Below are 20,418 nucleotides of genomic sequence, written 5' to 3' on the forward strand. Positions count from 1 at the left end.
ATTCGGCTCTATATACCCGATCTCAAGGAGCCTGAAGTGCCTGAAGCTGTAATCGTCTCAACTGCGCGTTCGCCGATCGGCCGGGCCGGTAAGGGATCCCTGGTCACCATGCGGCCCGACGACCTGGCCGCCCAGATGGTGCGCGCCGCCCTGGACAAGGTGCCCGCGCTGGACCCGCGCGAGATCGACGACCTGATGATGGGCTGCGGCCAGCCGGGCGGCGCCTCTGGCTACAACATCGGGCGCGTCGTCTCGGTGCTGCTCGGCTACGACTTCCTGCCCGGCACCACGGTGAACCGGTACTGCTCGTCGTCGCTGCAGACCACCCGGATGGCGTTCCACGCGATCAAGGCCGGCGAGGGTGACGCGTTCATCTCCGCCGGTGTGGAGACCGTCTCGCAGTTCGCGATCGGTGCCGCCGACGGCGCCCCGAACAGCAAGAACCCGCTGTTCAACGACGGGATCGCCCGCTCCGAGGCCGCCGCAGCCGGTGCCACCGAGTGGCACGACCCGCGCGGCGACGGCCTGCTGCCCGACGTCTACATCGCGATGGGCCAGACCGCCGAGAACGTGGTGCTGCACACCGGCATCAGCCGCGAGGACCAGGACCACTGGGGCGTGCGCAGCCAGAACCGCGCCGAGGAGGCCATCAACAGCGGCTTCTTCGCCCGCGAGATCTCGCCCGTGACGCTGCCCGACGGCACCGTGGTGAGCACCGACGACGGCCCGCGCGCCGGCACCACCTACGAGAAGATCAGCCAGCTCAAGCCGGTGTTCCGGCCCAACGGCACGATCACCGCCGGTAACGCCTGCCCGCTGAACGACGGCGCCGCCGCGGTGATCATCACCAGCGACACCAAGGCCAAGGAGCTGGGCCTGAAGCCGCTGGCCAGGATCGTGTCCACCGGGGTGTCGGGCCTGTCGCCGGAGATCATGGGCCTGGGCCCGATCGAGGCCGTCAAGAAGGCGCTGGCGAACGCGAAGATGTCGGTCTCCGACATCGACCTGTTCGAGATCAACGAGGCCTTCGCGGTGCAGGTGCTCGGCTCGGCCCGCGAGCTGGGCATCGACGAGGACAAGCTGAACGTGTCCGGCGGCGCGATCGCCCTGGGCCACCCGTTCGGTATGACCGGCGCCCGGATCACCGCCACCCTGCTGAACAACCTGGCCACCCACGACAAGCAGTTCGGCGTGGAGACCATGTGTGTCGGCGGCGGCCAGGGCATGGCCATGGTGGTCGAGCGGCTCTCCTGATTTCGTTGACTCTGCGCTCAGGGCGGGAAAGTTCGAGTAACCCCCGCCCTGGGCGCAGAGTCATTTTCGCCTCAGGGCGTCCCATGACTGGCGGACGCGTCGAACGACGTCGTAGCCCGGGTGTTCGGCAAGCACCGTGACGCGCGTCCAGCCCGCCTGCTGGATGTACTCCAGCCGCTCGACGTCCTTGACGAACTGTGGGCGGCTGGTGCGGTGCTGGTCGCCGTCTGGCGACCGCCTGATACAACGGACCGCGTCGGCCCAGGTCGAAAGCGGTGCGCTCGGGAGTGGTGGCGACGACGCCGCCAAGGTGCTGGGATTCGCCCTCCAGAATCAAGTCGGCACGGGTCTTGACGCCGTGCGGGGCCCGCGCGTTGCGCCAGATCAGTTCGACGATCGCGTCGTCGTCGACCCAGTTCGCGCCGTGCAGGGCGGCCGCGGCCAGGCCGCTGACGACCGCTTGGCGGTGCGACCACAACCAGGCGGCCTGGGTCCGGTGCAGGAGCGTGGGTTCGGCGGGCTTTTCCTGGTAGACGTTCGGCAGGACTGCGGTGTGGAACTGGCGCAGCTCATGGCGGCTCAAAGTTCCAGCAGCTAATGCCTCGCTACCGATGAATGGCTGTCCCATGTCGGCATGCTGCCCGGGGCCACCGACATAAAAAATGACTCTGCGCTGAGGGCGGGTGCTACTCGCACTTTCGCGCGCTCAGCGCAGAGTCAACGGGAAAGCTAGCGGGTCACTCGCTCTGGAAGTAGCTGAGCAGACGCAGGATCTCCAGGTACAGCCAGACCAGGGTCACGGTCAGGCCGAGTGCGATACCCCAGGCGGCCTTCTCCGGCGCGCCGGCACGGATCAGCTGGTCGGCTGCGTCGAAGTCGATCAGGAAGCTGAACGCGGCGATACCGATGCACACCAGCGAGAAGATGATGGACAGCGTGCCGCCGCTGCGCAGGCCCAGGCCCTCGCCGCCGCCGACGCCGAACAGCGACAGCACCAGGTTGCCGATCATCAGGGCCAGCACACCGAACATGCCGGCGACAAGCATCCGGGTGAACTTCGGGGTGACGCGGATGGCGCCGGTCTTGTAGACGACCAGCATGCCGCCGAACACGCCGAGGGTCCCCATCACGGCCTGACCGATCATCGAGCCGGCGTTGCCGGTCCCCACGGTGAAGGCCGTCAGCACCCAGGAGATGGCACCGAGGAACAGGCCCTCGAGCACCGCGTAGCTGAGCACCACCGCCTTGTTGTCCTGCTTGCGGGCGAACATGGCGACCATGACCACGGCCAGACCGCCGAACGCACCGATGAAGGTCAGCGGCCCGGCCAGCGCTTGGTTGGCCGACACCATGAAGAAGGAGATGATCGCCGCCACGCTCAGCACGCCGAGCGTGATGCCGGTCTTGGTGACGACGTCATCAATGGTCAGCGGGCGAGTGACCTCCCGCTGCTGGTACTGCGCCAACGACGGGTCGACCTGGTAGGTCTGACTCATCTGCTGAGTGGCACCGGCCATACCGGTTCCGAACTGCGCGTAGCCGCCCTGTTTGGGCAACGAACGAAATACCGGGTTGCTGGTCTCCCGCACCGTCCCGATCCTCTCCTGGGGCTGTGAAGCTAAGGGTTTACGAATACTGAATCAACGTTTCCCGACTCGCCGGAGTTCCCGACGGCGTTCGGGCCGCTCTGCTGCCAAACCTTACCCGCGGATCAGTGACCGCGCGTAGGGATCTACATTGCGAAGGCGTGACAGGTGAATCTGACGAGGTCCTGGCCCGCGTTGACAACGGGGTCGGCCTGCTGACACTCAACCGTCCGAAGGCGATCAACTCGCTGAACCTTCCGATGGTGACCGCCATGACCGCGGCGCTGTCCAGCTGGGCCGAGGATCCGGCGGTCACGGCGGTGGTGCTCACCGGTGCCGGCGAGCGCGGACTGTGCGCCGGCGGCGACGTGGTCGCGATCTATCACAGCGCCAAAGCCGACGGCGCGGATGCGCGACAATTCTGGTACGACGAGTACCTGCTCAACGCGCAGATCGGCGGATACCCCAAGCCGTACGTGTCGTTGATGGACGGCATCGTGATGGGCGGCGGCGTCGGAGTCGGGGCGCACGCCAACACCCGGGTGGTCACCGACACCACCAAGATGGCCATGCCCGAGGTCGGTATCGGCTTCATCCCCGATGTCGGCGGCACCTATCTGCTCGCCCGCTCCCCCGGCCGGCTCGGTCTGCACGCCGCACTGACCGGCGCGCCGTTCTCCGGCCCGGATGCCATTGCGCTGGGCTTCGCCGACCACTACGTGCCGCACGCCGCGCTGGAGGCCTTCACCGCGGCGATCATCGCCGACGGGGTGGACAGTGCATTGGCAGCACACGCGGTCGAGGCGCCGCCGAGTCAGCTTGCCGCACACCGCGACTGGATCGACGAGTGCTACGCACACGACACCGTCGCCGAGATCGTGGCGGCGCTGGCCGGCCACGCCAGCCCCGACGCCAACGCCGCTGCCGAACTGATCGGCACCCGGTCCCCGGTCGCCTGCGCGGTGACATTGGAGGCGGTGCGCCGGGCGGGCCGGCTCGCCACCTTGGAAGACGTGCTGATCCAGGAATACCGGGTTTCCTGCGCGTCGCTGCGCTCGCATGATCTGGTGGAGGGCATCCGCGCCCAGTTGGTCGACAAGGACCGCAATCCGCAGTGGTCACCGGCGACGCTGGCCGAGGTGACCGCCGCCGACATCGAGACGTACTTCGTGCCCGCCGAACCCGACCTGACCTTTTAAGGAGAACCCATGACTTACGAAACCATTCTCGTCGACCGCGACGGCCGTGTCGGCACCATCACGTTGAACCGGCCGCAGGCACTCAACGCCCTCAACAGCCAGGTGATGGGCGAAGTCACCACCGCCGCAGCCGAATTCGACGCCGACCCGGGCATCGGGGCGATCATCATCACCGGCAGCGCCAAGGCGTTCGCCGCGGGAGCGGACATCAAGGAGATGGCCGATCTGAGTTTCGCCGAGGTGTTCGCCGCCGACTTCTTCGCCGCCTGGTCCAAGCTGGCTGCGGTGCGCACCCCGACCATCGCCGCGGTGGCCGGGCACGCCCTGGGCGGCGGCTGCGAACTGGCGATGATGTGCGACCTGCTGATCGCCGCCGACACCGCCAAGTTCGGCCAGCCGGAGATCAAGCTGGGTGTGCTGCCCGGCATGGGCGGCTCCCAGCGACTGACCCGGGCCATCGGCAAGGCCAAGGCCATGGACCTGATCTTGACCGGCCGCACCATCGATGCCGCCGAAGCCGAGCGCTCCGGGCTGGTGTCCCGCGTGGTGCCGGCCGACGACCTGCTGGCCGAGGCCGGCAAGGTCGCCGCCACCATCGCCGGGATGAGCCTGTCGGCGGCCCGGATGGCCAAGGAAGCCGTCAACCGGGCCTTCGAGTCCACCCTGGCCGAAGGACTGCTCTACGAGCGCCGCCTGTTCCACTCGGCGTTCGCCACCGAGGACCAGACCGAGGGCATGGCGGCCTTCACCGAGAAGCGCGCGCCGAACTTCACCCACCGCTGAGTCGATCTCCGATGAGCGCGACAGCCACCGACACCGCCACCGCGGAAACACCGCCGGAAGCGGCCGCGCGCGCACCCTGGTGGGTCCGGCACTACACGTTCACCGGCACCGCGGTGGGCCTGGTGTTCCTGTGGCTGTCGCTGACGCCGTCGCTGCTGCCGCGTGGGCCGCTGTTCCAGGGTTTGGTCAGCGGCGGCTCGGGCGCCATCGGCTATGCCCTGGGTGTGTTCAGCGTCTGGCTGGTCCGCTACATGCGCTCGAAGGACACCAGCCCGCCGGCCCCGCGGTGGGCCTGGCTGGTGCTCATCCCCGTCGCGGCGATCATCCATCTCTGGGTGGTGTGGACGATCCACGGCTGGCAGGACCAGATGCGCGACCTGATGGGTGTGCCGCGGCTGACTTGGTACAACTACCCGCAAGCCGGCGCGATAGCGGTGGTCACACTGTTCATCCTGGTCGAGATCGGCCAGCTGATCAGGCTGCTGATCCGCTTTCTGATGCGCCAGCTCGAACGCGTTGCGCCGCCGCGGGTTTCGGCCGTTGTCGCAGTGTCGTTACTGGTGACCCTGGTTGTGGCGGTGCTCAACGGCCTGGTGCTCAAGACCGCGATGCACGTCATGAACAGCACCTTCGCCTCGGTCAACGAGGAGACCAGCCCCGACCGGGCGGCCCCGTCGACCCGGCTGCGCTCCGGCGGGCCGGAGTCGCTGGCCTCCTGGGAGTCGCTCGGCCATCAGGGCCGCATCTTTGTGGCCAATGGACCGACCGTCGCCCAGCTCAGCGCGTTCAACGAGAAACCGGCCACCGAACCGATTAGGGCCTACGCCGGCCTGAATTCGGCCCACGGGATCAAGGAGACCGCGGAGCTGGCCGCGGCCGAGTTGGCCCGCACCGGTGGACTGAGCCGCGCGGTGGTGGCCGTGGCCACCACGACGGGCACCGGCTGGATCAACGAGGCGGAGGCCTCGGCCCTGGAATACATGTTCAACGGCGACACCGCGATCGTGAGCATGCAGTATTCGTTCCTGCCCAGCTGGCTGTCTTTCCTGGTCGACAAGGAGAACGCTCGCCAGGCCGGCCAGGCGCTGTTCGAAGCCGTCGACAAGCAGGTGCGGGCCCTGCCGGAGGCCAAGCGCCCCAAACTGGTGGTGTTCGGGGAAAGCCTCGGTTCCTTCGGCGGCGAAGCCTCCTTCATGAGCCTCAACAATGTGCTGGCCCGTACCGACGGTGCCCTGTTCTCCGGCCCGACGTTTCAGAACACCATCTGGACCGACCTGACCATCAACCGCGACCCCGGTTCCCCGCAGTGGCTGCCGATCTACCACGACGGCCGCGCCGTGCGGTTCGTGGCTCGCCCGGATGACCTGGCACGCCCCGACAACCCTTGGGGCGCACCGGATACGCCGCGGGTGGTGTACCTACAGCACGCCTCCGACCCGATCGCCTGGTGGCATCCCGATCTGCTGTACCACAAGCCGGACTGGCTGAAAGAGCCCCGCGGCTACGACGTGCTGCCGCAGGTGCGCTGGACTCCGATCGTGACGTTCCTGCAGGTCTCGGCCGACATGGCGGTGGCTATCGACGTGCCCGACGGCCATGGCCACAGCTACGTCGCCGACGCCGCCGACGCGTGGGCGGCGATCCTACATCCAGCGACGTGGACCCCGGACAAGACTGAACGGCTCCGCCCCCTGTTGCACTCCAACGCTTAGTCCGACCAGTGGGGCCGGCTCCACCAACTCCCCGACGGCGGCCAGGGCCTGATAGCCGCCGATGACGTCGGTGGCACGGTGTAGCCCCAAGTCCTGCAGGGCGGCCGCGGCCAGGCTCGAGGTGTAGCCCTGCGAGCACAGGATGACCCACTGCACGTCGTCGTCCACCGCTTGCGGCAGCCGCGCGTCGCTGGTCGGATCGCAGCGCCACTCCAGCACGTTGCGTTCGATCACCAGCGCTTCGGGCACTTGGCCTTCCTCCGCGCGCTGGGCCGCCGGCCGGATGTCGACCAGGTGTGCGCCATTGCGCAGCGCCTCGGGCACTTCATCGGCGGTCAGCCGGTGCAGCTTGGCGCGGGCGGCCTCCAACACCCGGTCGATGCGGCTGGTCACGTGCGTTGTGGTCATGACGCCTCCGGGTGCGAAGTGAGTTCGGTGCGCTGCCTACGCAAAGTATGGTCCTGCGAGACGTCGTAGTAGGACATTTCCACCAGTGGCGGCGAGTAGGCGTGCACGCTCAGCGTCGGGGCGGCCGGTTCGAACTGGTTTATCGGCGGCGCCCAGACCACATCGTGCACCCAGCCCTGGGTGAACGCGGCCTGGTCCCCCGCATCCAGCCGTCGCTGCGCCAGCTCGCGACCATTCCAATGGAACTCCTCCAACGAGCCGGACAACACGGTCAGCGCGCCGAGCGAGTCGCCGTGATCGTGCAGCTCGGTGGCGTGGCCCGGCACCCAGCTGATCAGCCAGATGTCGAGCCGATCGTCACCGTGGATTCGAGCGAACCAGCGCTGATCGTCGGGCAGCCCCGACTCGGGCAGCAAGTGGTTGTAGCGGCCTTGCAGCACCGCGTCGGCGGCCAGGTCGGTGGTCTGCAAGAGGTCGGGCAGGCGCAACGAGCGCGACCGCGAGGGTGAGCGCCGCAGCGCGATGGGATCAGCGATAACCATGGTGAGAACTCCAGAGAGGATGGGGTGGATTCAAGGAAGGGGTCGGCGGCAGCGTTCAGCTGCGGCAACAACAACCCCGGAACCCGACGTACTCCATCACAGCGGCCATGCTATGCGGGTGCGGCGCCGGCCGCATCGGCGGGTCGCCCAGAGTACGCACGTTTCCAGGCCCTCCCGGCGCGGCAATACCCGCCGTGACCTGCTGGTTCCTGTCGGTACTACGGTTGTAATCGCAATGACGGAAAGAACCGGCGCGGTATTGCCCGCAAAATGGTGGACATGACTTCTGCTGCGGAATCCCGCGCGGCCCGAGCACCCCGGGTGGCCCTGGTGCTCGGCAGCGGCGGTGCGCGCGGCTATGCCCACATCGGGGTGATCGCCGAGCTGCGCGACCGCGGCTACGACATCGTCGGGATCTCCGGATCGTCGATGGGTGCGCTGGTGGGTGGGCTGCAGGCCGCCGGACGACTCGATGACTTCGCCGAATGGGCCAAGTCGTTGACCCAGGGCGCGGTGCTGCGCCTGCTGGATCCCTCGTTCACCGCGGCCGGGGTGCTGCGGGCGGAGAAGATTCTCGATGTCGTCCGGGACATCTTGGGCGATATCGATATCGAAGAGCTGCCGGTCCCCTATACCGCTGTGGCGACCGATCTGATCGCGGGCAGATCGGTGTGGCTGCAGCGCGGGCCGGTCGATACGGCCATCCGCGCCTCGATCGCCATCCCCGGGGTGATCGCACCGCACGTGGTCGATGGGCGCCTGCTCGCCGACGGCGGCATCCTCGACCCGCTGCCGATGGCTCCGTTGAGCGCCGTCAACGCCGACCTGACGCTGGCGGTGAGCCTCAACGGCGGCGACCCGACCGCCGCCGGCCCGGCCGCCGAGGATTCCGAGCGAGACGTGCCGGCTGGTCGATTGAATCGCATGTGGCGCAGTACGTCTGCGCTGCTGGACACCAGCGGCGCACGCTCCCTGCTGGACCGGCCGACGGCACGGGCGATCCTGGACCGGTTCAGCAGCGGTGAGTCCGAGCCCGGCGGTTCAGCGAGTCTCGACGCAGGAGAGGCGAAGCTGGGACCACCGCATGGGCCCGGCGAGGACGAGGAGTCGGCCCCCGGGGTGCCCAAACTCGGCAGCTTCGAGGTGATGAACCGGACCATCGATATCGCCCAGGCGGCGCTGGCCCGCCATCAGCTCGCGTCGCACCCGCCCGATCTGCTCATCGAGGTGCCCCGCGTCGCCTGCCGCAGCCTGGACTTCCATCGCGCCGCCGAGTTGGTCGACGTCGGCCGGGAACTCGCCGCCCGCGCCCTCGACGCCGCGCTTTGACCCAATGGCGACGACCCGCAGCGCCCGACTCCGTCGCGCTTGCGATCGTCGCAGCCCTAGCCAGCCAAAAACTGGGCGATGGCGCCGGCTTGCCGTCGGCCCTGTTCGCGTCCGGCCTGCGCCGACGGCAACCGGCACGCCGGGTCGAGCGGATTGCCCCCGAAGGAGCGCAGCGCGTCATCGTCGGCCAGCACCGCGCACACTCGGCCCGCGAACGCCGCGATCTCCCCATCGACTCCGCCACCGGTGGGCACCAGCAGCACGGCCTCGTCGCAGTCGGCGGCCACATCGAGGTTGACCGTGCTGCGCACCCCGCCATCCATGTAGCGGTGCGTGCCGATCACCACCGGGGGCCAGGCGCCCGGCACCGCGCAACTGGCCGCCACCGCGTCGATGAGTTCCACACCGGAGTCGCGGTCGAAGACCGTCAGCTCCCCGGTGTCGATGTCGATCGCGGTGATCCGCAGCGTGCGCTCCGGCCAGTCGTGTGACGGCAGGCGGTCGGCGATGATCCCGCGCCGCACCGGTGCGGCAACGGTCTGCGCCGACAGGGCCACCGCGCCGATGCCCTGCAGTTTCTGCGCAGTGGTCGTGTTGGGCTCGGTGATTGCCGCCACGAACAGCTCGGTAAGCGCATCGGCACCGACCCCCGGATCGATCTCCGAGCAGGTCTGCGAAACCTGGCGGGCGAACAACTGCTCCAGGCTCAGCCCGCTGCCGATCTGGGCGGCCACCGCCGACCCGGCCGATGTCCCCACCAGCACAGCGGATTCCAGCAGTTCCCACGCGGCGTCGGGCGACTCGTCGGCGATGCCGCACAAGACGCCGGTCTCCCAGGCGATGCCCGCTACCCCACCGCCGCCGAGCACCAGGGCGCGTTTGACTGTCATGTCCGTCCATTCCATGGGTGTTGGGCCTCCTGGGCGGCGGCAGTAAGATCTTCCCGGCGCAGTTGCCGGGCGGGCGGATCGGGCAGCACCAATTGGCGGGTGATCCGCAGGCCCGCATCGACGTGCACCAGCTGGCCCGGCTCGATCGGTTCCCAGCGGGTGTCATCGTCCATCGGTTCGGTGGCGAACACTACCGCGGGTCGGCCGCGCAACTTCGCGGCATCGGCTCGAATCCGCTTGGTGCGCAATGTCAAACCTCCGGGCGCTGTGCCGTCTCGCCGGTCCAGGATGTAGAGCTCGTTGGGCAGGGGGTACCGCAGCGCCCACATGTCGGTGGAGGTGCTCAGCAGCAGATTGAGCGCGTAGATCGGCACGTTGGCGGCCAGCCACCGCACAGCGTCGACCAGGCCGCCCGTCACGTCGCCGCGCCGCGCCCGGATCGCGGCGGTGATGAGGGCGAAGATCCGTTCGGAGTCGGTATCGCCTCGCACCATGCCGTAGCCGTCGACTTCGCGCAGCCGCTGGTCAATCGCGGGAAGATCTTCGACAACGCCGTTGTGCGCGAAGATGCGGTTGTCCTGCAGGAACGGGTGAGTGTTGGCGACACTCCGAGCGCCGGTGGTGGCGTAGCGTACGTGCGCGACGAAGGTGGTGCCGGTCAGTTCATGTGCAGCGGTAGCGAATTCGGTGTCCTGCCACGCCGCGATCGGCTGCTTGCGCAGCTGCGATTGCCCGTAGCCGTCGAACACACCCAGGCCCGTGCCGTCGGGGTTGCGCCGGCTCTGTTCGGCCAGATTGTCCGCGGCGTCGAGCAGCCAGAACGTTGAGGTCACGACGCTGGTCCCGGCGTGCAGCCCGAAAAGTCGGCACATCGGCGGACTCAGCCCTCCAACAGGGCGGACAGTCGTGCCAAGGCCTGACGCGCGTAGCCCTTCCACAGCCAGCCGAGCACCGGCAGCACCGGCGCGGCCAGCCTGGACCGGGGGTGGATGACCCAGCTCCAGGTGACCGTGGTGCCCGAACCAGCGGGGGCGAACTGCCAGCGGCCCTCGACGTGGGCCACCAGCGGCGCCATCGGGCCGGTGATGTCGGTGAGCCGGTAGGCGAACGCCCGGGGTGGATCGACCTCGGTCAACTCCTCGCGCATGCTGCCGCCGCCGGTCAGTACCACCGTGCGGGTCTGCCCGACGCTCGCCCACTCACCGTGCTTATGCGGTGGTCCCAGCTTCGCCTCTCCTTCGTCGAGGCTCGCTGAACCACCGGTTTGGTCCCGGACCTCTTTGATCGGCGGGATAGGCCCGTACCAGCGGCGGAAGAGCTCCGGCAGCGGCAATGGCAGTGTTGCGGCGAATGCGTCGGCGACGGTCGCCGGTACCGTCCGAGACTGTTCGACAACCAGGGCCATCAGCCGAGGGTAGCGCTCAGCGCGCCAGGTGCGGAGCGGCCCGGCCGGTGATGAGCGGCAGCTCGAAGAACCCGGCGAACCCGGGCGGTGCCGCACAAGTAGCCGGGATGGCGTTGACGCAGTGCGCCGCGGTCGCCACGACACCCGGGTTGCTGACCAGGCCGGCTTCGACCGTCTCGGGCTGCCAGCCCTTCACGGTGACGAACGTGTCGGGGTTGCCCCGCACCTCCATCTCGTAGCGCTCGCCCGCGGGTCCGAAACTCCATGGCGGGTCGAGGTTCTCCTCGCCCATCTGCCAGTTGACCGTGACCCGTGCCACCACCTCGTCGCCGACGGTCGCCTCCCAGTGGAACCGGCGCCCGGCCACCTGACCGGGTTCGATCGCACCGATCGGCGAGTCGATCGGTGCGGTGGCCACCGCCACCTCCTGCGAGGAACGGATGTGCTCATCGGCGGCGAAACCCAATCGGTCCACGCACAAACGCACCGATTGGCGGAACCCGCCGTCGAGCAGCTTCTGCATCGGGCCGCTCAGCGCCTGATCGGGGGTACCGCCGAAACCCATGACGTACCGCAGCACGTCCGGGGCATCGTAGGTACGCAGGTCCGAATACTCTTCGCCGCGAATGAATGTCACGCCGGTGGACATCACCGACAGCAGCAGCGGGAACAGTTCGAAGGCCGCACCCGGGCCGATACCGGCGCCGTGCAGGGTCACGCCACCTTCACGCGCTGCGGCCTCCAGCGGTCCCACCTCCTTTTCGGAGGGGTAGAACCAGCCGACCGGGGTGATGACGTTCTTGCCCGAACGCAGCAGCGTGGCGACCTCGTCGGGGTTGGGCATCAGGGGCGCGTAGATCACCGCGTCGGCGTCGAGCGCCAGGATCTCCTCGACGCTGTCGGTGGCGGTGACGCCCACCGGTTCGGTGCCGATGATCTCCCCGACGTCCTTGCCGCTCTTGGACTTCGAGTGCACCCAGCAGCCGACCAGCTGCAGGTCGGGGTGCTCGAGCACACCCTTGATCGCGGCGACGCCTACCCCGCCGGTTGCCCATTGGATGACACGCAGGCTCATCAGTCACGCACCTCGCTCACTTGGTATTGATCCTCGGAGTACCTGGCCCGGATGGTCTTCTTGTCGTACTTGCCGACGCTGGTGCGCGGGATCGCCTCGACGAACGTCCAGCGCTCCGGCAGCCACCAGCGGGCGACCTTGTCGGACAGGAACGTTCGTAGCTCGGCACCGCTGACCGAAGCGCCGGTGCGGGCCACCACGACGGCCAGCGGCCGCTCCTGCCAGCGCTCGTCGGGCACCCCGACCACCGCGGCTTCCACGACGTCGGGGTGCGCGATCAGCTCGTTCTCCAGTTCCACCGAGGAGATCCACTCCCCGCCGGACTTGATCACGTCTTTGGCCCGGTCGGTCAGCGTGATGAAGCCCTGCGCGTCGATGCGGCCGACGTCGCCGGTGCGCAGCCAGCCCGAGGAGAACTTGGATTCGTCCTGGCCGCGGTAGTAGGCGCCGGTGATCCAGGCGCCGCGCACCTCCAGTTCGCCGACCGCCTCGCCATCGTTGGGCAGCACCGCGTCCTCGTCGTCGACGATGCGGGTCTCGACACCGCAGACCGGCCGGCCCTGGGTGCCCCGCAGCGCCCAGTGCTGTTCGTCCGGGGTGCCCGGCGGCGGCCAGGCCATGGTGGCCATCGGTGAGGTCTCGGTCATGCCCCACAGCTGCCGCACCTGCACGTCGTGGCGCTGCTCGAACGCCTGCATCAGCGAGACCGGAACCGCCGACCCGCCGCAGGCCGCCAGCCGCAATGACGAGATGTCATGGCCGGGTTCGCGTTCCAGGTAGTGCATGACGTCGTTCCAGATCGTCGGCACCGCACCGGCCACGGTGGCCCGCTGCGATTCGATGAGGGCGACCAGCGACTTGGCGTCCAGGTGCCGGTCGGGCATCGCCAGGTCCGCGCCGGCCATCAGCGCCGAATACGGCAGCCCCCAGGCGTTGGCGTGGAACATCGGCACGATCGGCAGCACGCAGTCGATCGCGCCGATCCCGGTGCCGTTGGTGGTGCATCCCGCCATGGCGTGCAGGTAGCTGGACCGGTGGCTGTACACCACACCCTTGGGGTTGCCGGTGGTGCCGCTGGTGTAGCACATGGCGGCCGCCGAGTTCTCATCGATGACCGGCCAGTCGAACTCGTCGGGCTCGGCGGCCAGCAGCTCGGCGTAGCCCAGCACGGTCTTGCCGGAGGCCTCCAACGCCGCACGGTCGCCGTCGCCGACGAGGATCACGGTGTGCACGGTCTCCAGTTGCGCCAGCACCGGGGCCAGCAGGGGCACCAGGGACTCGTCGACCAGGATGATCCGGTCCTCGGCCTCGTTGGCGACGAAGACGATCTGCTCGGCGAACAGCCGGATGTTGAGCGTGTGCAGCACCGCGCCCATCGCCGGAACCGCCAGGTAGGCGGCCAAGTGTTCGGTGTTGTTCCACATGAAGGTGGCCACCCGCTCGTCGCCGGTGATACCCAGACGCCGCAGGGCATTCGCCAGCCGGGCGACCTGCCCACCGAGCTCGCGATAGGTGGTGACCCGATATCCATCGTCGGCCGCGGTGGTGACCGTGCGGTCACCGTGGACGGCCGTGACGTGGTTCAAGATGGCGCCGACCGTCAGCGGCCAGTGCTGCATGGTGCTGTGCATCGACCTATTCGATCACGCCACCATCGCGCACGTGGCGTGGGTTACAGCGCGGGTTCGAGTTGCAGCATGCGGGTGACGGCGTCGTCGAGTTCCAGCTGCTCGTGCAGCAACGCTGAAGGCGCCGGCAGGTCGGTCAGCGACGCGATGGTCACCTTGCCGTCGAACCCGGCGATGTAGAGCCGGCTGCCGTCGGCGCTCTCCGCGGCGCAGGACGCCTCGGCGATGCCGGTCAGCGTGCCCAGGGTTTCGCTGGTGCGCGCACACAGCACCAAAACGGCGCCCTGCGTCACCAGGTAAACCCGCTGGCCGTCACGCCCGGCGATCAGCTGGACCAGCTGCGCCTCCAGGGCACGGCTGGCGGTGACCGCGTGGGTGCGGGCGTCGACAACGTGGACCCGGCTGCGGCCGTCGGGACCGGCAGTCGCCACGTACAGCCGGGCACCGTCGGGGCTGACCGCGACATCGATGATGCTCGCGCCGATCCGGATGGTGTCGATGATGTTCAGGTCGCGGTCCAGCACCGTGATGGTGTCGCCGGTGGGCTGGCGGACCGCCGCGTACAGCCGCCGGCCGTCCGCACTGATCCGCAGGCCGGCTGCTGCCGCCCCCGGGTGCCCGGACACCGCGGCGGACCCGGCGGGGCGCATGGCCGCGTCGAGCACCAGCACGTCGACACCGGCCGAGCCGGTACGGGTGAGGTAGACGCGGCTGCTGGTCGGGTCGGCGACCAGGTCGCCGATGTCCATGGCCACCGGGTAACACCCGGCGACTTCGGCGGTGTCGACGTCGATCGCCAGCACGGCGTCCAGAGCGGTCGAGCCCGCGGTGACGTAGGCCCAGCCGGTCCCGGCAGGACCGGCGGCGATCGAGAACGGCTCGTCGGCCTGGAAGACGGTGTTCACGATTTTGCAGCTGACGGTGTCGATGATCGAGACGGTGTCGTCGCCGTAGTTGGTGGCCAGCAGGCGCCGGCCGTCTGCGGTGACCGCGAGGCCGCCGATCGGGCCGCGGTCCAGGGTCACGGTGTTCGCGACGAGGGATGCAGATTTGGCCAATCTATAAGCCGGCACGTCGTCCACATCGCTCCTATCAACCACTGTTCGCATCGCTTCGTTCGTATCGTCACTGCCCTCGCACCCGCACGGCCATCGCAGCGCGACCCGGTCGAGACCGGGATGCCGGGGCGGGGCGTCCGATCGATCTTAGCGGTGAATTCGAGGTAACAGGAAAATGTCGTAATTATTGTGATCGAGGTCGCAGGCTAATCCCAACCGCACCATGTCCCACCGGGCAAAATCGCAGGATCCAGGCCTGCTAGCAACTTCATTGATAAGCCCTGAACAGCCCGTATTACTCCGGTGGCTAACTTGTGATGTGTGCCGCGATTAACATTGAATAAGAAATTAAGAACTCCCAACAGGAAATTCGGCGCTTCCCGTCGCAGCGCCCTTGCAAATTCTCGGGTGGGCGGGTATGGGCCAGACAAAGACGCCGGTCAGGCGGTGCGGCGCGGCCCGATGGAGCCCTGCCGGACCTAGGATTCGCACGCCACGCCATCGCCGTCTCGATCAAGTCGTAGACGTCGTTGCCGACGACCGTGACGGGGCCTTGAACGTACGCCGGGCCGTTACCGCCCTTGCCCTGGCAGTCGACGTCACGTGCGATCGGCACACAGGCGCCCGCGTAGTTGGAATCACACTGCGGGTCCTGCTGCTGTGACGTGGGTAGCGCGCCGGCCACCGGAGCGAGGGCAAGCGCGGCAGCGATGCCAACTGTCAGCACGATCTGTTTCCGCATGCCGGCAGACAGTAGCCGCCGCAGGTCGTTCATCGAGGGGAAATGGACGCCCCCAGTCGGACTCGAACCGACACTGGGCGGATTATTGGAACGGACGGGCGGCCTCTCTGAGCGCTCGGGTAACCCCTGGTAGATGGTCCTTCAGCTAACCCAAATATCAACTGCAACTGCTACTTTAGCCCGTTTAGCACACGGTTACGGCACGGAGCCGGTACGGCCCCGATATGCCCCTGGCCGCCGGGGTGTGCCGGGGGTAGCGGCCTGGACCAGCGCGGGCGTTCGGGTTAGCACGGCGCATCCTCCTCGCTGGCTGCAGCAGCCACCTCGCCAGTGTGTTCTGCGACCATCGCCGGAAGCTCGTAAGCGAGGCGGATCAGTTGACGCGTGAATAGCGCGACGTCCATCGCTTCGTCCGGTGTCGTGGACGGAATTTCGTGGTTAGCCTCGTTGCCGACATCTTTGATCTTGTCTACCCAGGGTCGCATGAGTTTAGTGATGACGCCTTCACTCTCCAGATGACTCAGTGCTTGCTGGAAGGTCGGGGCGCGGCCGTTCTTGTCCTTCTCAGGCAGGCCGTGCGCTACCGCAATGTGGAACAGAAGCTTGCGGCACATCATGACCGCAGCCGTGTTAGCGCCGACTGAAAGACAACCGAGGGCTTCAGTCCACGCAGCAAGGTCGTCGCCCTCCAGAACACTCGGAATGTCAAGCGGACGAACACCGGGACTTACGGTGCCTTCATTGTCTACGTGGCCTCGGAAGCAACTTACGCATCGAAGCCAAATTGTGAGGGGGCGCCCACTGATGTTGTTAACGGGTTTAGTTCTGCCGACGACGATCATTTGATTGCCTCCGCAGTACGCGCATGGGACTCGCACCGAAGTGTCGTCGTCGTTTACGTCGAACTGCGAATAGCCACCGACGAGGTATAGGTCCTTGCGAACACCTGCCACGTGCCCGATTGTCGCACCACTAACCTACAAACAACGACAGAACCAGTCCCGCCCCGGCTGCGTCTTTGTGGCCGTCACGGAAGAACGGCGACGGGACCGGGCGACCGGGCGACCGGGTAGCAGTATGCGGTGCCACTGGATTGGTCACCCGCTCGCTATGTGGACGTTCTACGACACGATCATGATGCCCGCGTTGGAGGCGGTCGGGCTACCGGCGAGTCGACCGCTCGCCAAAGACGGCACCCTGATCCCAGCCGTTCGCGGGGTCCGGCTCCACGACCTACGCCACACGTTCGCCGTGCTCGAGCTCTCGGCGGGGGTCCACTTCATGCAGGTGTCGAAGTGGTTAGGACACGGCACGTTCACTCTAACTCTCGACACTTACGGTGACGGGGCCCCTCAGGACCACGGTGGCGCGCTCAACGACCTCCCCGCCCCAACTCGGGTCTCGATCTCCGCGCCGACCACCGAACCTGAACCGGAACTCGTACCGGTGATCCTGCTATTCGGCCGATGACTCGGATGTCGCCAGGACATCTCGGGACGCCGACACAAAATCAGAAACCGCAGCCTCAACCCCGCTGAATATTGCGGCAAGCTCCATTCTGTCATTGTCGCGTACGTTCACGAGAGTCGAAGTCGCTTCACTGCTGAGCGAGGCGGTGTTCGCGAGCATGCGGACTGCCTCATTCATTTCAATTACTAACCTTCTGGTCTCCGCGCGGTTTGCGAGTTTCACCAACTCCAGAACGCGCGCCTTCAGGGACTCCTCCCCCATGACCTCGAAAGCTGCAGCTAAGCCATCGAGCCGTCTTACCTGTACATTTTGCAACTCAAGTGCACCCGACGCGGAAGCATCGGTCCGCTTGTCGTATGCGAGCATCCGGTAGCCCTCAACTGCGCCGATTGCGCAATCAACAACGTCCATCACCATTCTGAGCAGCGTGTCCCGCCGCCAGACTCGGTACTCTTGACTACGAGCTTCCACCCAGTACGCCCTGGCGCGATCTTCCGCTGCGGCGATGGTGTCATTCGTCGCATTCCGGGCTGCCAATCGATCGTCCTCGGCCGCGGCATGGGCCGCACTGCGATCGTTATCTGCTCTTGCGTTGGCTGCGTCGATCGCTTCGCGGTTCACCTTGTTGCTCCGCCACATTACGACTAGCGCGGCGCACGCCACGATGATGGAGCCCAGCACTGGCAGCCACGACTGCCACAAATCAGCACCGCTGATGAGTTCGATTTTCAACGGCTCGTCCACTGCATGATCGTCTCACGAGCCGTTGACTCCACTGCTTATATTCTGGCCGTCGGGGTGAAGCGCATGGGCTCCCCGATCCAGCCGAGTGAATAACTCATCTACCAGCACTTATGGCGTGCCCCCAGTCGGACTCGAACCGACACTGGGCGGATTTTAAGTCCGCTGCCTCTGCCAATTGGGCTATGGGGGCTCGCGGCGAATCTAACGTGGCGAGCGCGCCAGGGCCCTACCGGCACTCCGTGAAGGTGCAGAAATCAGGCGTGCTCGGGGCAGTAGTTCTGCGCGGCGATCCGGGCGAACTCCGCGGCACGCTGCAGGGTGAAGCCGGGGTTGGTGGTCTGAACGGCGACCACGGTGTCCATCGGGGTGAGACCGGCGTCCATCAGCTGGCACACCGAGTGACCGGCCGAGATGGCCACCTGGTCCGAGCCCTTGTGGCTCAGGCCGGCCCCGGTCAGCTGGGTCAGGAAGGCGGCGTCGCTGCCCACCGGCTCTGCGTGCGCCGGTGCCGCCAGCCCGACCAGCGCGGTGAGGCCCGCTAGCAGCAGAAACCGATTCATAGCTCGTAGTGTGCTGAGCGTTCGTTAATAGCGTGTTACGCACCGTTTACTCCTCCGGATCCGGATGTTAAATCCGCGTTACCGGGCCCTCACCACCCCGAAGCGTGCGGCCGGTTCGATGGGCTGAGACGGACTAAAAATGTTGCCCATCAACCTAATTGACAGCCAGCCAGGCAGCGCCGAGATGGCTGCGGCCACGCCCAGGGTGTCAGTGTGAGCTGGACCACGCCGTCGCAACGCGAAAGCCCTACGGCGAGCACCCAATACCGGCACGCACGGCTTTTGCATCCAAGCCCTCGGTCGGCCTCGGGCCCGCGAGATCGTGACGCCCCACACACCGCAGACACACCTGCACTGAGGTGCATGTAAAGAGTTCCGACACCACGGTTAAGAAGCGGTTAACCAGCTTTCACAATCGCCCAGTCATACGCAACGGTGGTGCCAGGAGCCGCGTCGTCACGGGCTCCGTAAGGAGAACCCCATGTCTTTCGTGACCACCCAGCCGGAGGCGCTGGCGTCGGCGGCCAGCACCCTGCAGGCGATCGGCGCGGCGCTCAACGCCCAGAGCGCCGCGGCGTCCGCCCCGACCACCGGCGTCGCTCCCGCGGCCGCTGACGAGGTCTCGGCGTTGACCGCCGCGCAGTTCGCCGCGCACGCCGGCCTCTACCAGACGGTTGCCGCGCAGGCGTCGGCCATTCACGACATGTTCGTGGCCACGCTCAAGAGCAGCTCCGCGTCGTACGCGGCCACCGAGGCCGCGAACGCGGCGGCAGCGGGTTAGGCGGAAATCATGTGGGACTACGGAGCACTGCCCCCCGAGATCAACTCCGGGCGCATCTACAGCGGACCGGGGTCGACCCCGATGATGACGGCCGCCGCGGCCTGGCGCGGACTGGCGGCCGAACTGAGCGCAGCCGCCCACTCCTACGAGACGGTGATCACCGAGCTGTCCGGTGAGGAATGGCTCGGTCCGGCCTCCTCCTCGATGGCCGCGGCCGCGGCCCCCTACATCGCCTGGATGAACAACACCGCCGCGCTGGCCGAGCAGGCCGCGGTTCAGGCCACCTCCGCCGCCGCCGCATTCGAGACGGCCCGGGGAGCCACGGTGCCGCCGGCGGCGGTCACCACCAACCGGGTGCAGCAGGCGGCGCTGGTCTCGACCAACATCCTCGGCATCAACACCCCGGCGATCGCGGCTCTGGACGCCCTCTACGCACAGATGTGGGCCCAAGACGCCGCAGCCATGTACGGCTACGCCAGCGGTTCGGCCGCCGCGACGCAAGTCACCCCGTTCAACGAGCCGGCCCAGAACACCAACCCGGCCGGGCTGGCCAACCAGGGAGCGGCGGTCACCCAGGCCGGCGGCAGCAGCACCGCCAACAGCACCGCGCAGACCGCACAGATGATCTCGTCGCTGCCGAATGCCCTGCAGAGCATGGCCTCGCCGGCAGCCTCGACCGACTGGATCGAGCAGATCATCGAGTTCCTCTACAACGACCCCACAAACGGCTACGCGTACATGTTCGGCACCCCGCTCTACAACCTGTTCAACACCGCCGGCACCGGCGCAGCCTTCATTCCGTCTGCGCTGCTGCCAAGCCTCATCGGTTTCATGACCGGTGGCGGCTTCAGCGGCACCACCGGCAGTGCGCTCGGAGGCGGTCTGGGAGCGGCGCTGAGCCCCGGTGGTGCACTCGGCGCCCTGGGAGCACTCGGCGGCGGCCTGTCCAGCGGCGTCAGCAGCGCCTTCGGGGTCAGCGCCGTCACCCCGGCCGTCACCGCCGGTATGGGGAAGGCCTCGCTGGTCGGGACGTCGTTCTCGGCGCCGGCGAGCTGGGCGGCGAACACCCCCGGCGCTGCGGCCCTGACCAGCGGGCCCGGCGGTTGGGCGGTCCCCACCGAGACCCACAACAACATGGCCTCCATGCCCCCTCCGGTGCCGACCGGCGTCGGGCAGCGCGGCATGAACTACGGCACACCGCGTTACGGGTTCCGACCCAAATTCATGCCCAAGCCGATGGTGGTCTAGGAGC

At 67.5% G+C, this 20,418-nt stretch carries 19 protein-coding genes, 1 tRNA gene and 2 pseudogenes; 8 read left to right on the forward strand and 14 right to left on the reverse strand.

Annotated features, from left to right (window positions below; all coding sequences use genetic code 11):
• The first annotated feature begins 36 nt into the window (after nucleotides 1-36).
• The gene (locus ACJH5R_RS00740; protein WP_406758689.1) at nucleotides 37-1,254 is read left to right on the forward strand and encodes an acetyl-CoA C-acetyltransferase; all 1,218 of its coding nucleotides are present in this window, start codon (nucleotides 37-39) and stop codon (nucleotides 1,252-1,254) included.
• 60 nt (nucleotides 1,255-1,314) lie between these two features.
• On the opposite strand, the pseudogene ACJH5R_RS00745 reads toward ACJH5R_RS00740, so the two are convergent.
• Both ACJH5R_RS00745 and ACJH5R_RS00750 read right to left on the reverse strand, forming a co-directional pair.
• A pseudogene (locus ACJH5R_RS00745) lies at nucleotides 1,315-1,882 on the reverse strand (hypothetical protein).
• A gap of 109 nt (nucleotides 1,883-1,991) precedes the next feature.
• Nucleotides 1,992-2,843, reverse strand: coding sequence for a Bax inhibitor-1/YccA family protein (locus ACJH5R_RS00750; protein WP_406758688.1), 852 nt, complete (start codon nucleotides 2,841-2,843; stop codon nucleotides 1,992-1,994).
• A gap of 158 nt (nucleotides 2,844-3,001) precedes the next feature.
• On the opposite strand from ACJH5R_RS00750, the gene ACJH5R_RS00755 reads away from it, so the two are divergent.
• Genes ACJH5R_RS00755 through ACJH5R_RS00765 form a run of 3 tightly spaced genes read left to right on the forward strand, consistent with a single transcriptional unit; the run spans nucleotide 3,002 to nucleotide 6,534 of the window.
• Nucleotides 3,002-4,039 carry an enoyl-CoA hydratase/isomerase family protein gene (locus tag ACJH5R_RS00755; RefSeq protein WP_406758687.1) on the forward strand — a complete coding sequence of 346 codons (1,038 nt, stop codon included), beginning with the start codon at nucleotides 3,002-3,004 and terminating at the stop codon, nucleotides 4,037-4,039.
• A gap of 9 nt (nucleotides 4,040-4,048) precedes the next feature.
• Nucleotides 4,049-4,822 (forward strand): enoyl-CoA hydratase, encoded by a 774-nt coding sequence (locus ACJH5R_RS00760; protein ID WP_406758686.1) that lies wholly within the window; start codon nucleotides 4,049-4,051, stop codon nucleotides 4,820-4,822.
• An 11-nt stretch (nucleotides 4,823-4,833) separates the two neighbouring features.
• Nucleotides 4,834-6,534 carry an alpha/beta hydrolase gene (locus ACJH5R_RS00765; protein ID WP_406758685.1) on the forward strand — a complete coding sequence of 567 codons (1,701 nt, stop codon included), beginning with the start codon at nucleotides 4,834-4,836 and terminating at the stop codon, nucleotides 6,532-6,534.
• Here the strand turns inward: ACJH5R_RS00765 and ACJH5R_RS00770 are convergent.
• Both ACJH5R_RS00770 and ACJH5R_RS00775 read right to left on the reverse strand, forming a co-directional pair.
• Nucleotides 6,535-6,942 (reverse strand): annotated as a pseudogene (locus ACJH5R_RS00770) (rhodanese-like domain-containing protein); the annotation flags it as partial.
• Nucleotides 6,939-7,484, reverse strand: coding sequence for a cysteine dioxygenase (locus ACJH5R_RS00775; protein WP_406758684.1), 546 nt, complete (start codon nucleotides 7,482-7,484; stop codon nucleotides 6,939-6,941). The pseudogene ACJH5R_RS00770 and the gene ACJH5R_RS00775, both read right to left, overlap by 4 nt.
• A 279-nt stretch (nucleotides 7,485-7,763) precedes the next feature.
• Between ACJH5R_RS00775 and ACJH5R_RS00780 the strand changes: the two genes are divergently transcribed.
• Nucleotides 7,764-8,813, forward strand: a complete 1,050-nt coding sequence (locus ACJH5R_RS00780) for a patatin-like phospholipase family protein (protein ID WP_406758683.1) — start codon at nucleotides 7,764-7,766, stop codon at nucleotides 8,811-8,813.
• Between the two features lie 56 nt (nucleotides 8,814-8,869).
• On the opposite strand, the gene ACJH5R_RS00785 is transcribed toward ACJH5R_RS00780, so the two are convergent.
• The 7 genes from ACJH5R_RS00785 to ACJH5R_RS00815 all read right to left on the reverse strand — a co-directional run bounded on the left by ACJH5R_RS00785 (nucleotide 8,870) and on the right by ACJH5R_RS00815 (nucleotide 16,453).
• A complete protein-coding gene (locus tag ACJH5R_RS00785; protein ID WP_406758682.1) occupies nucleotides 8,870-9,703 on the reverse strand; it encodes a patatin-like phospholipase family protein in 834 nt (277 codons plus the stop codon).
• Nucleotides 9,700-10,575, reverse strand: coding sequence for a class II glutamine amidotransferase (locus ACJH5R_RS00790; protein ID WP_406758681.1), 876 nt, complete (start codon nucleotides 10,573-10,575; stop codon nucleotides 9,700-9,702). Before ACJH5R_RS00790 ends, ACJH5R_RS00785 begins: the two co-directional genes overlap by 4 nt.
• An 8-nt stretch (nucleotides 10,576-10,583) precedes the next feature.
• The gene (locus ACJH5R_RS00795) at nucleotides 10,584-11,108 is read right to left on the reverse strand and encodes an SRPBCC family protein (protein WP_406758680.1); all 525 of its coding nucleotides are present in this window, start codon (nucleotides 11,106-11,108) and stop codon (nucleotides 10,584-10,586) included.
• 16 nt (nucleotides 11,109-11,124) lie between these two features.
• The gene (locus ACJH5R_RS00800) at nucleotides 11,125-12,183 is read right to left on the reverse strand and encodes a dihydrodipicolinate reductase (protein WP_406758679.1); all 1,059 of its coding nucleotides are present in this window, start codon (nucleotides 12,181-12,183) and stop codon (nucleotides 11,125-11,127) included.
• The gene (locus tag ACJH5R_RS00805; RefSeq protein ID WP_406758678.1) at nucleotides 12,183-13,814 is read right to left on the reverse strand and encodes a long-chain fatty acid--CoA ligase; all 1,632 of its coding nucleotides are present in this window, start codon (nucleotides 13,812-13,814) and stop codon (nucleotides 12,183-12,185) included. Before ACJH5R_RS00805 ends, ACJH5R_RS00800 begins: the two co-directional genes overlap by 1 nt.
• Nucleotides 13,815-13,855: 41 nt before the next feature.
• Entirely contained in the window at nucleotides 13,856-14,893 is a 1,038-nt protein-coding gene (locus ACJH5R_RS00810; RefSeq protein WP_406781085.1) for a YncE family protein, read from the reverse strand.
• A 1,002-nt stretch (nucleotides 14,894-15,895) separates the two neighbouring features.
• Nucleotides 15,896-16,453 carry a DUF4145 domain-containing protein gene (locus tag ACJH5R_RS00815; protein ID WP_406758676.1) on the reverse strand — a complete coding sequence of 186 codons (558 nt, stop codon included), beginning with the start codon at nucleotides 16,451-16,453 and terminating at the stop codon, nucleotides 15,896-15,898.
• Nucleotides 16,454-16,721: 268 nt separating this feature from the next.
• Here ACJH5R_RS00815 and ACJH5R_RS00820 point away from each other — a divergent pair, with 268 nt between their 5' ends.
• Complete coding sequence (locus ACJH5R_RS00820; RefSeq protein ID WP_406758675.1) at nucleotides 16,722-17,081, forward strand: hypothetical protein; 360 nt, start codon at nucleotides 16,722-16,724, stop codon at nucleotides 17,079-17,081.
• On the opposite strand, the gene ACJH5R_RS00825 is transcribed toward ACJH5R_RS00820, so the two are convergent.
• The 3 genes from ACJH5R_RS00825 to ACJH5R_RS00835 all read right to left on the reverse strand — a co-directional run bounded on the left by ACJH5R_RS00825 (nucleotide 17,067) and on the right by ACJH5R_RS00835 (nucleotide 18,385).
• Nucleotides 17,067-17,825, reverse strand: a complete 759-nt coding sequence (locus ACJH5R_RS00825; protein ID WP_406758674.1) for a hypothetical protein — start codon at nucleotides 17,823-17,825, stop codon at nucleotides 17,067-17,069. The two genes, ACJH5R_RS00820 and ACJH5R_RS00825, sit on opposite strands and share 15 nt — an antisense overlap.
• A gap of 116 nt (nucleotides 17,826-17,941) precedes the next feature.
• Nucleotides 17,942-18,015, reverse strand: a tRNA-Leu gene (locus ACJH5R_RS00830).
• 64 nt (nucleotides 18,016-18,079) lie between these two features.
• Nucleotides 18,080-18,385, reverse strand: a complete 306-nt coding sequence (locus ACJH5R_RS00835) for a DUF732 domain-containing protein (protein WP_105295776.1) — start codon at nucleotides 18,383-18,385, stop codon at nucleotides 18,080-18,082.
• A 481-nt stretch (nucleotides 18,386-18,866) separates the two neighbouring features.
• On the opposite strand from ACJH5R_RS00835, the gene ACJH5R_RS00840 reads away from it, so the two are divergent.
• The gene (locus ACJH5R_RS00840) at nucleotides 18,867-19,166 is read left to right on the forward strand and encodes a PE family protein (RefSeq protein ID WP_406758673.1); all 300 of its coding nucleotides are present in this window, start codon (nucleotides 18,867-18,869) and stop codon (nucleotides 19,164-19,166) included.
• A 9-nt stretch (nucleotides 19,167-19,175) separates the two neighbouring features.
• Nucleotides 19,176-20,414 (forward strand): PPE family protein, SVP subgroup, encoded by a 1,239-nt coding sequence (locus ACJH5R_RS00845; RefSeq protein ID WP_406758672.1) that lies wholly within the window; start codon nucleotides 19,176-19,178, stop codon nucleotides 20,412-20,414.
• The last annotated feature ends 4 nt before the right edge of the window (nucleotides 20,415-20,418 follow it).

The organism is Mycobacterium sp. SMC-19, from assembly GCF_045310815.1.
Classification (GTDB): domain Bacteria; phylum Actinomycetota; class Actinomycetes; order Mycobacteriales; family Mycobacteriaceae; genus Mycobacterium.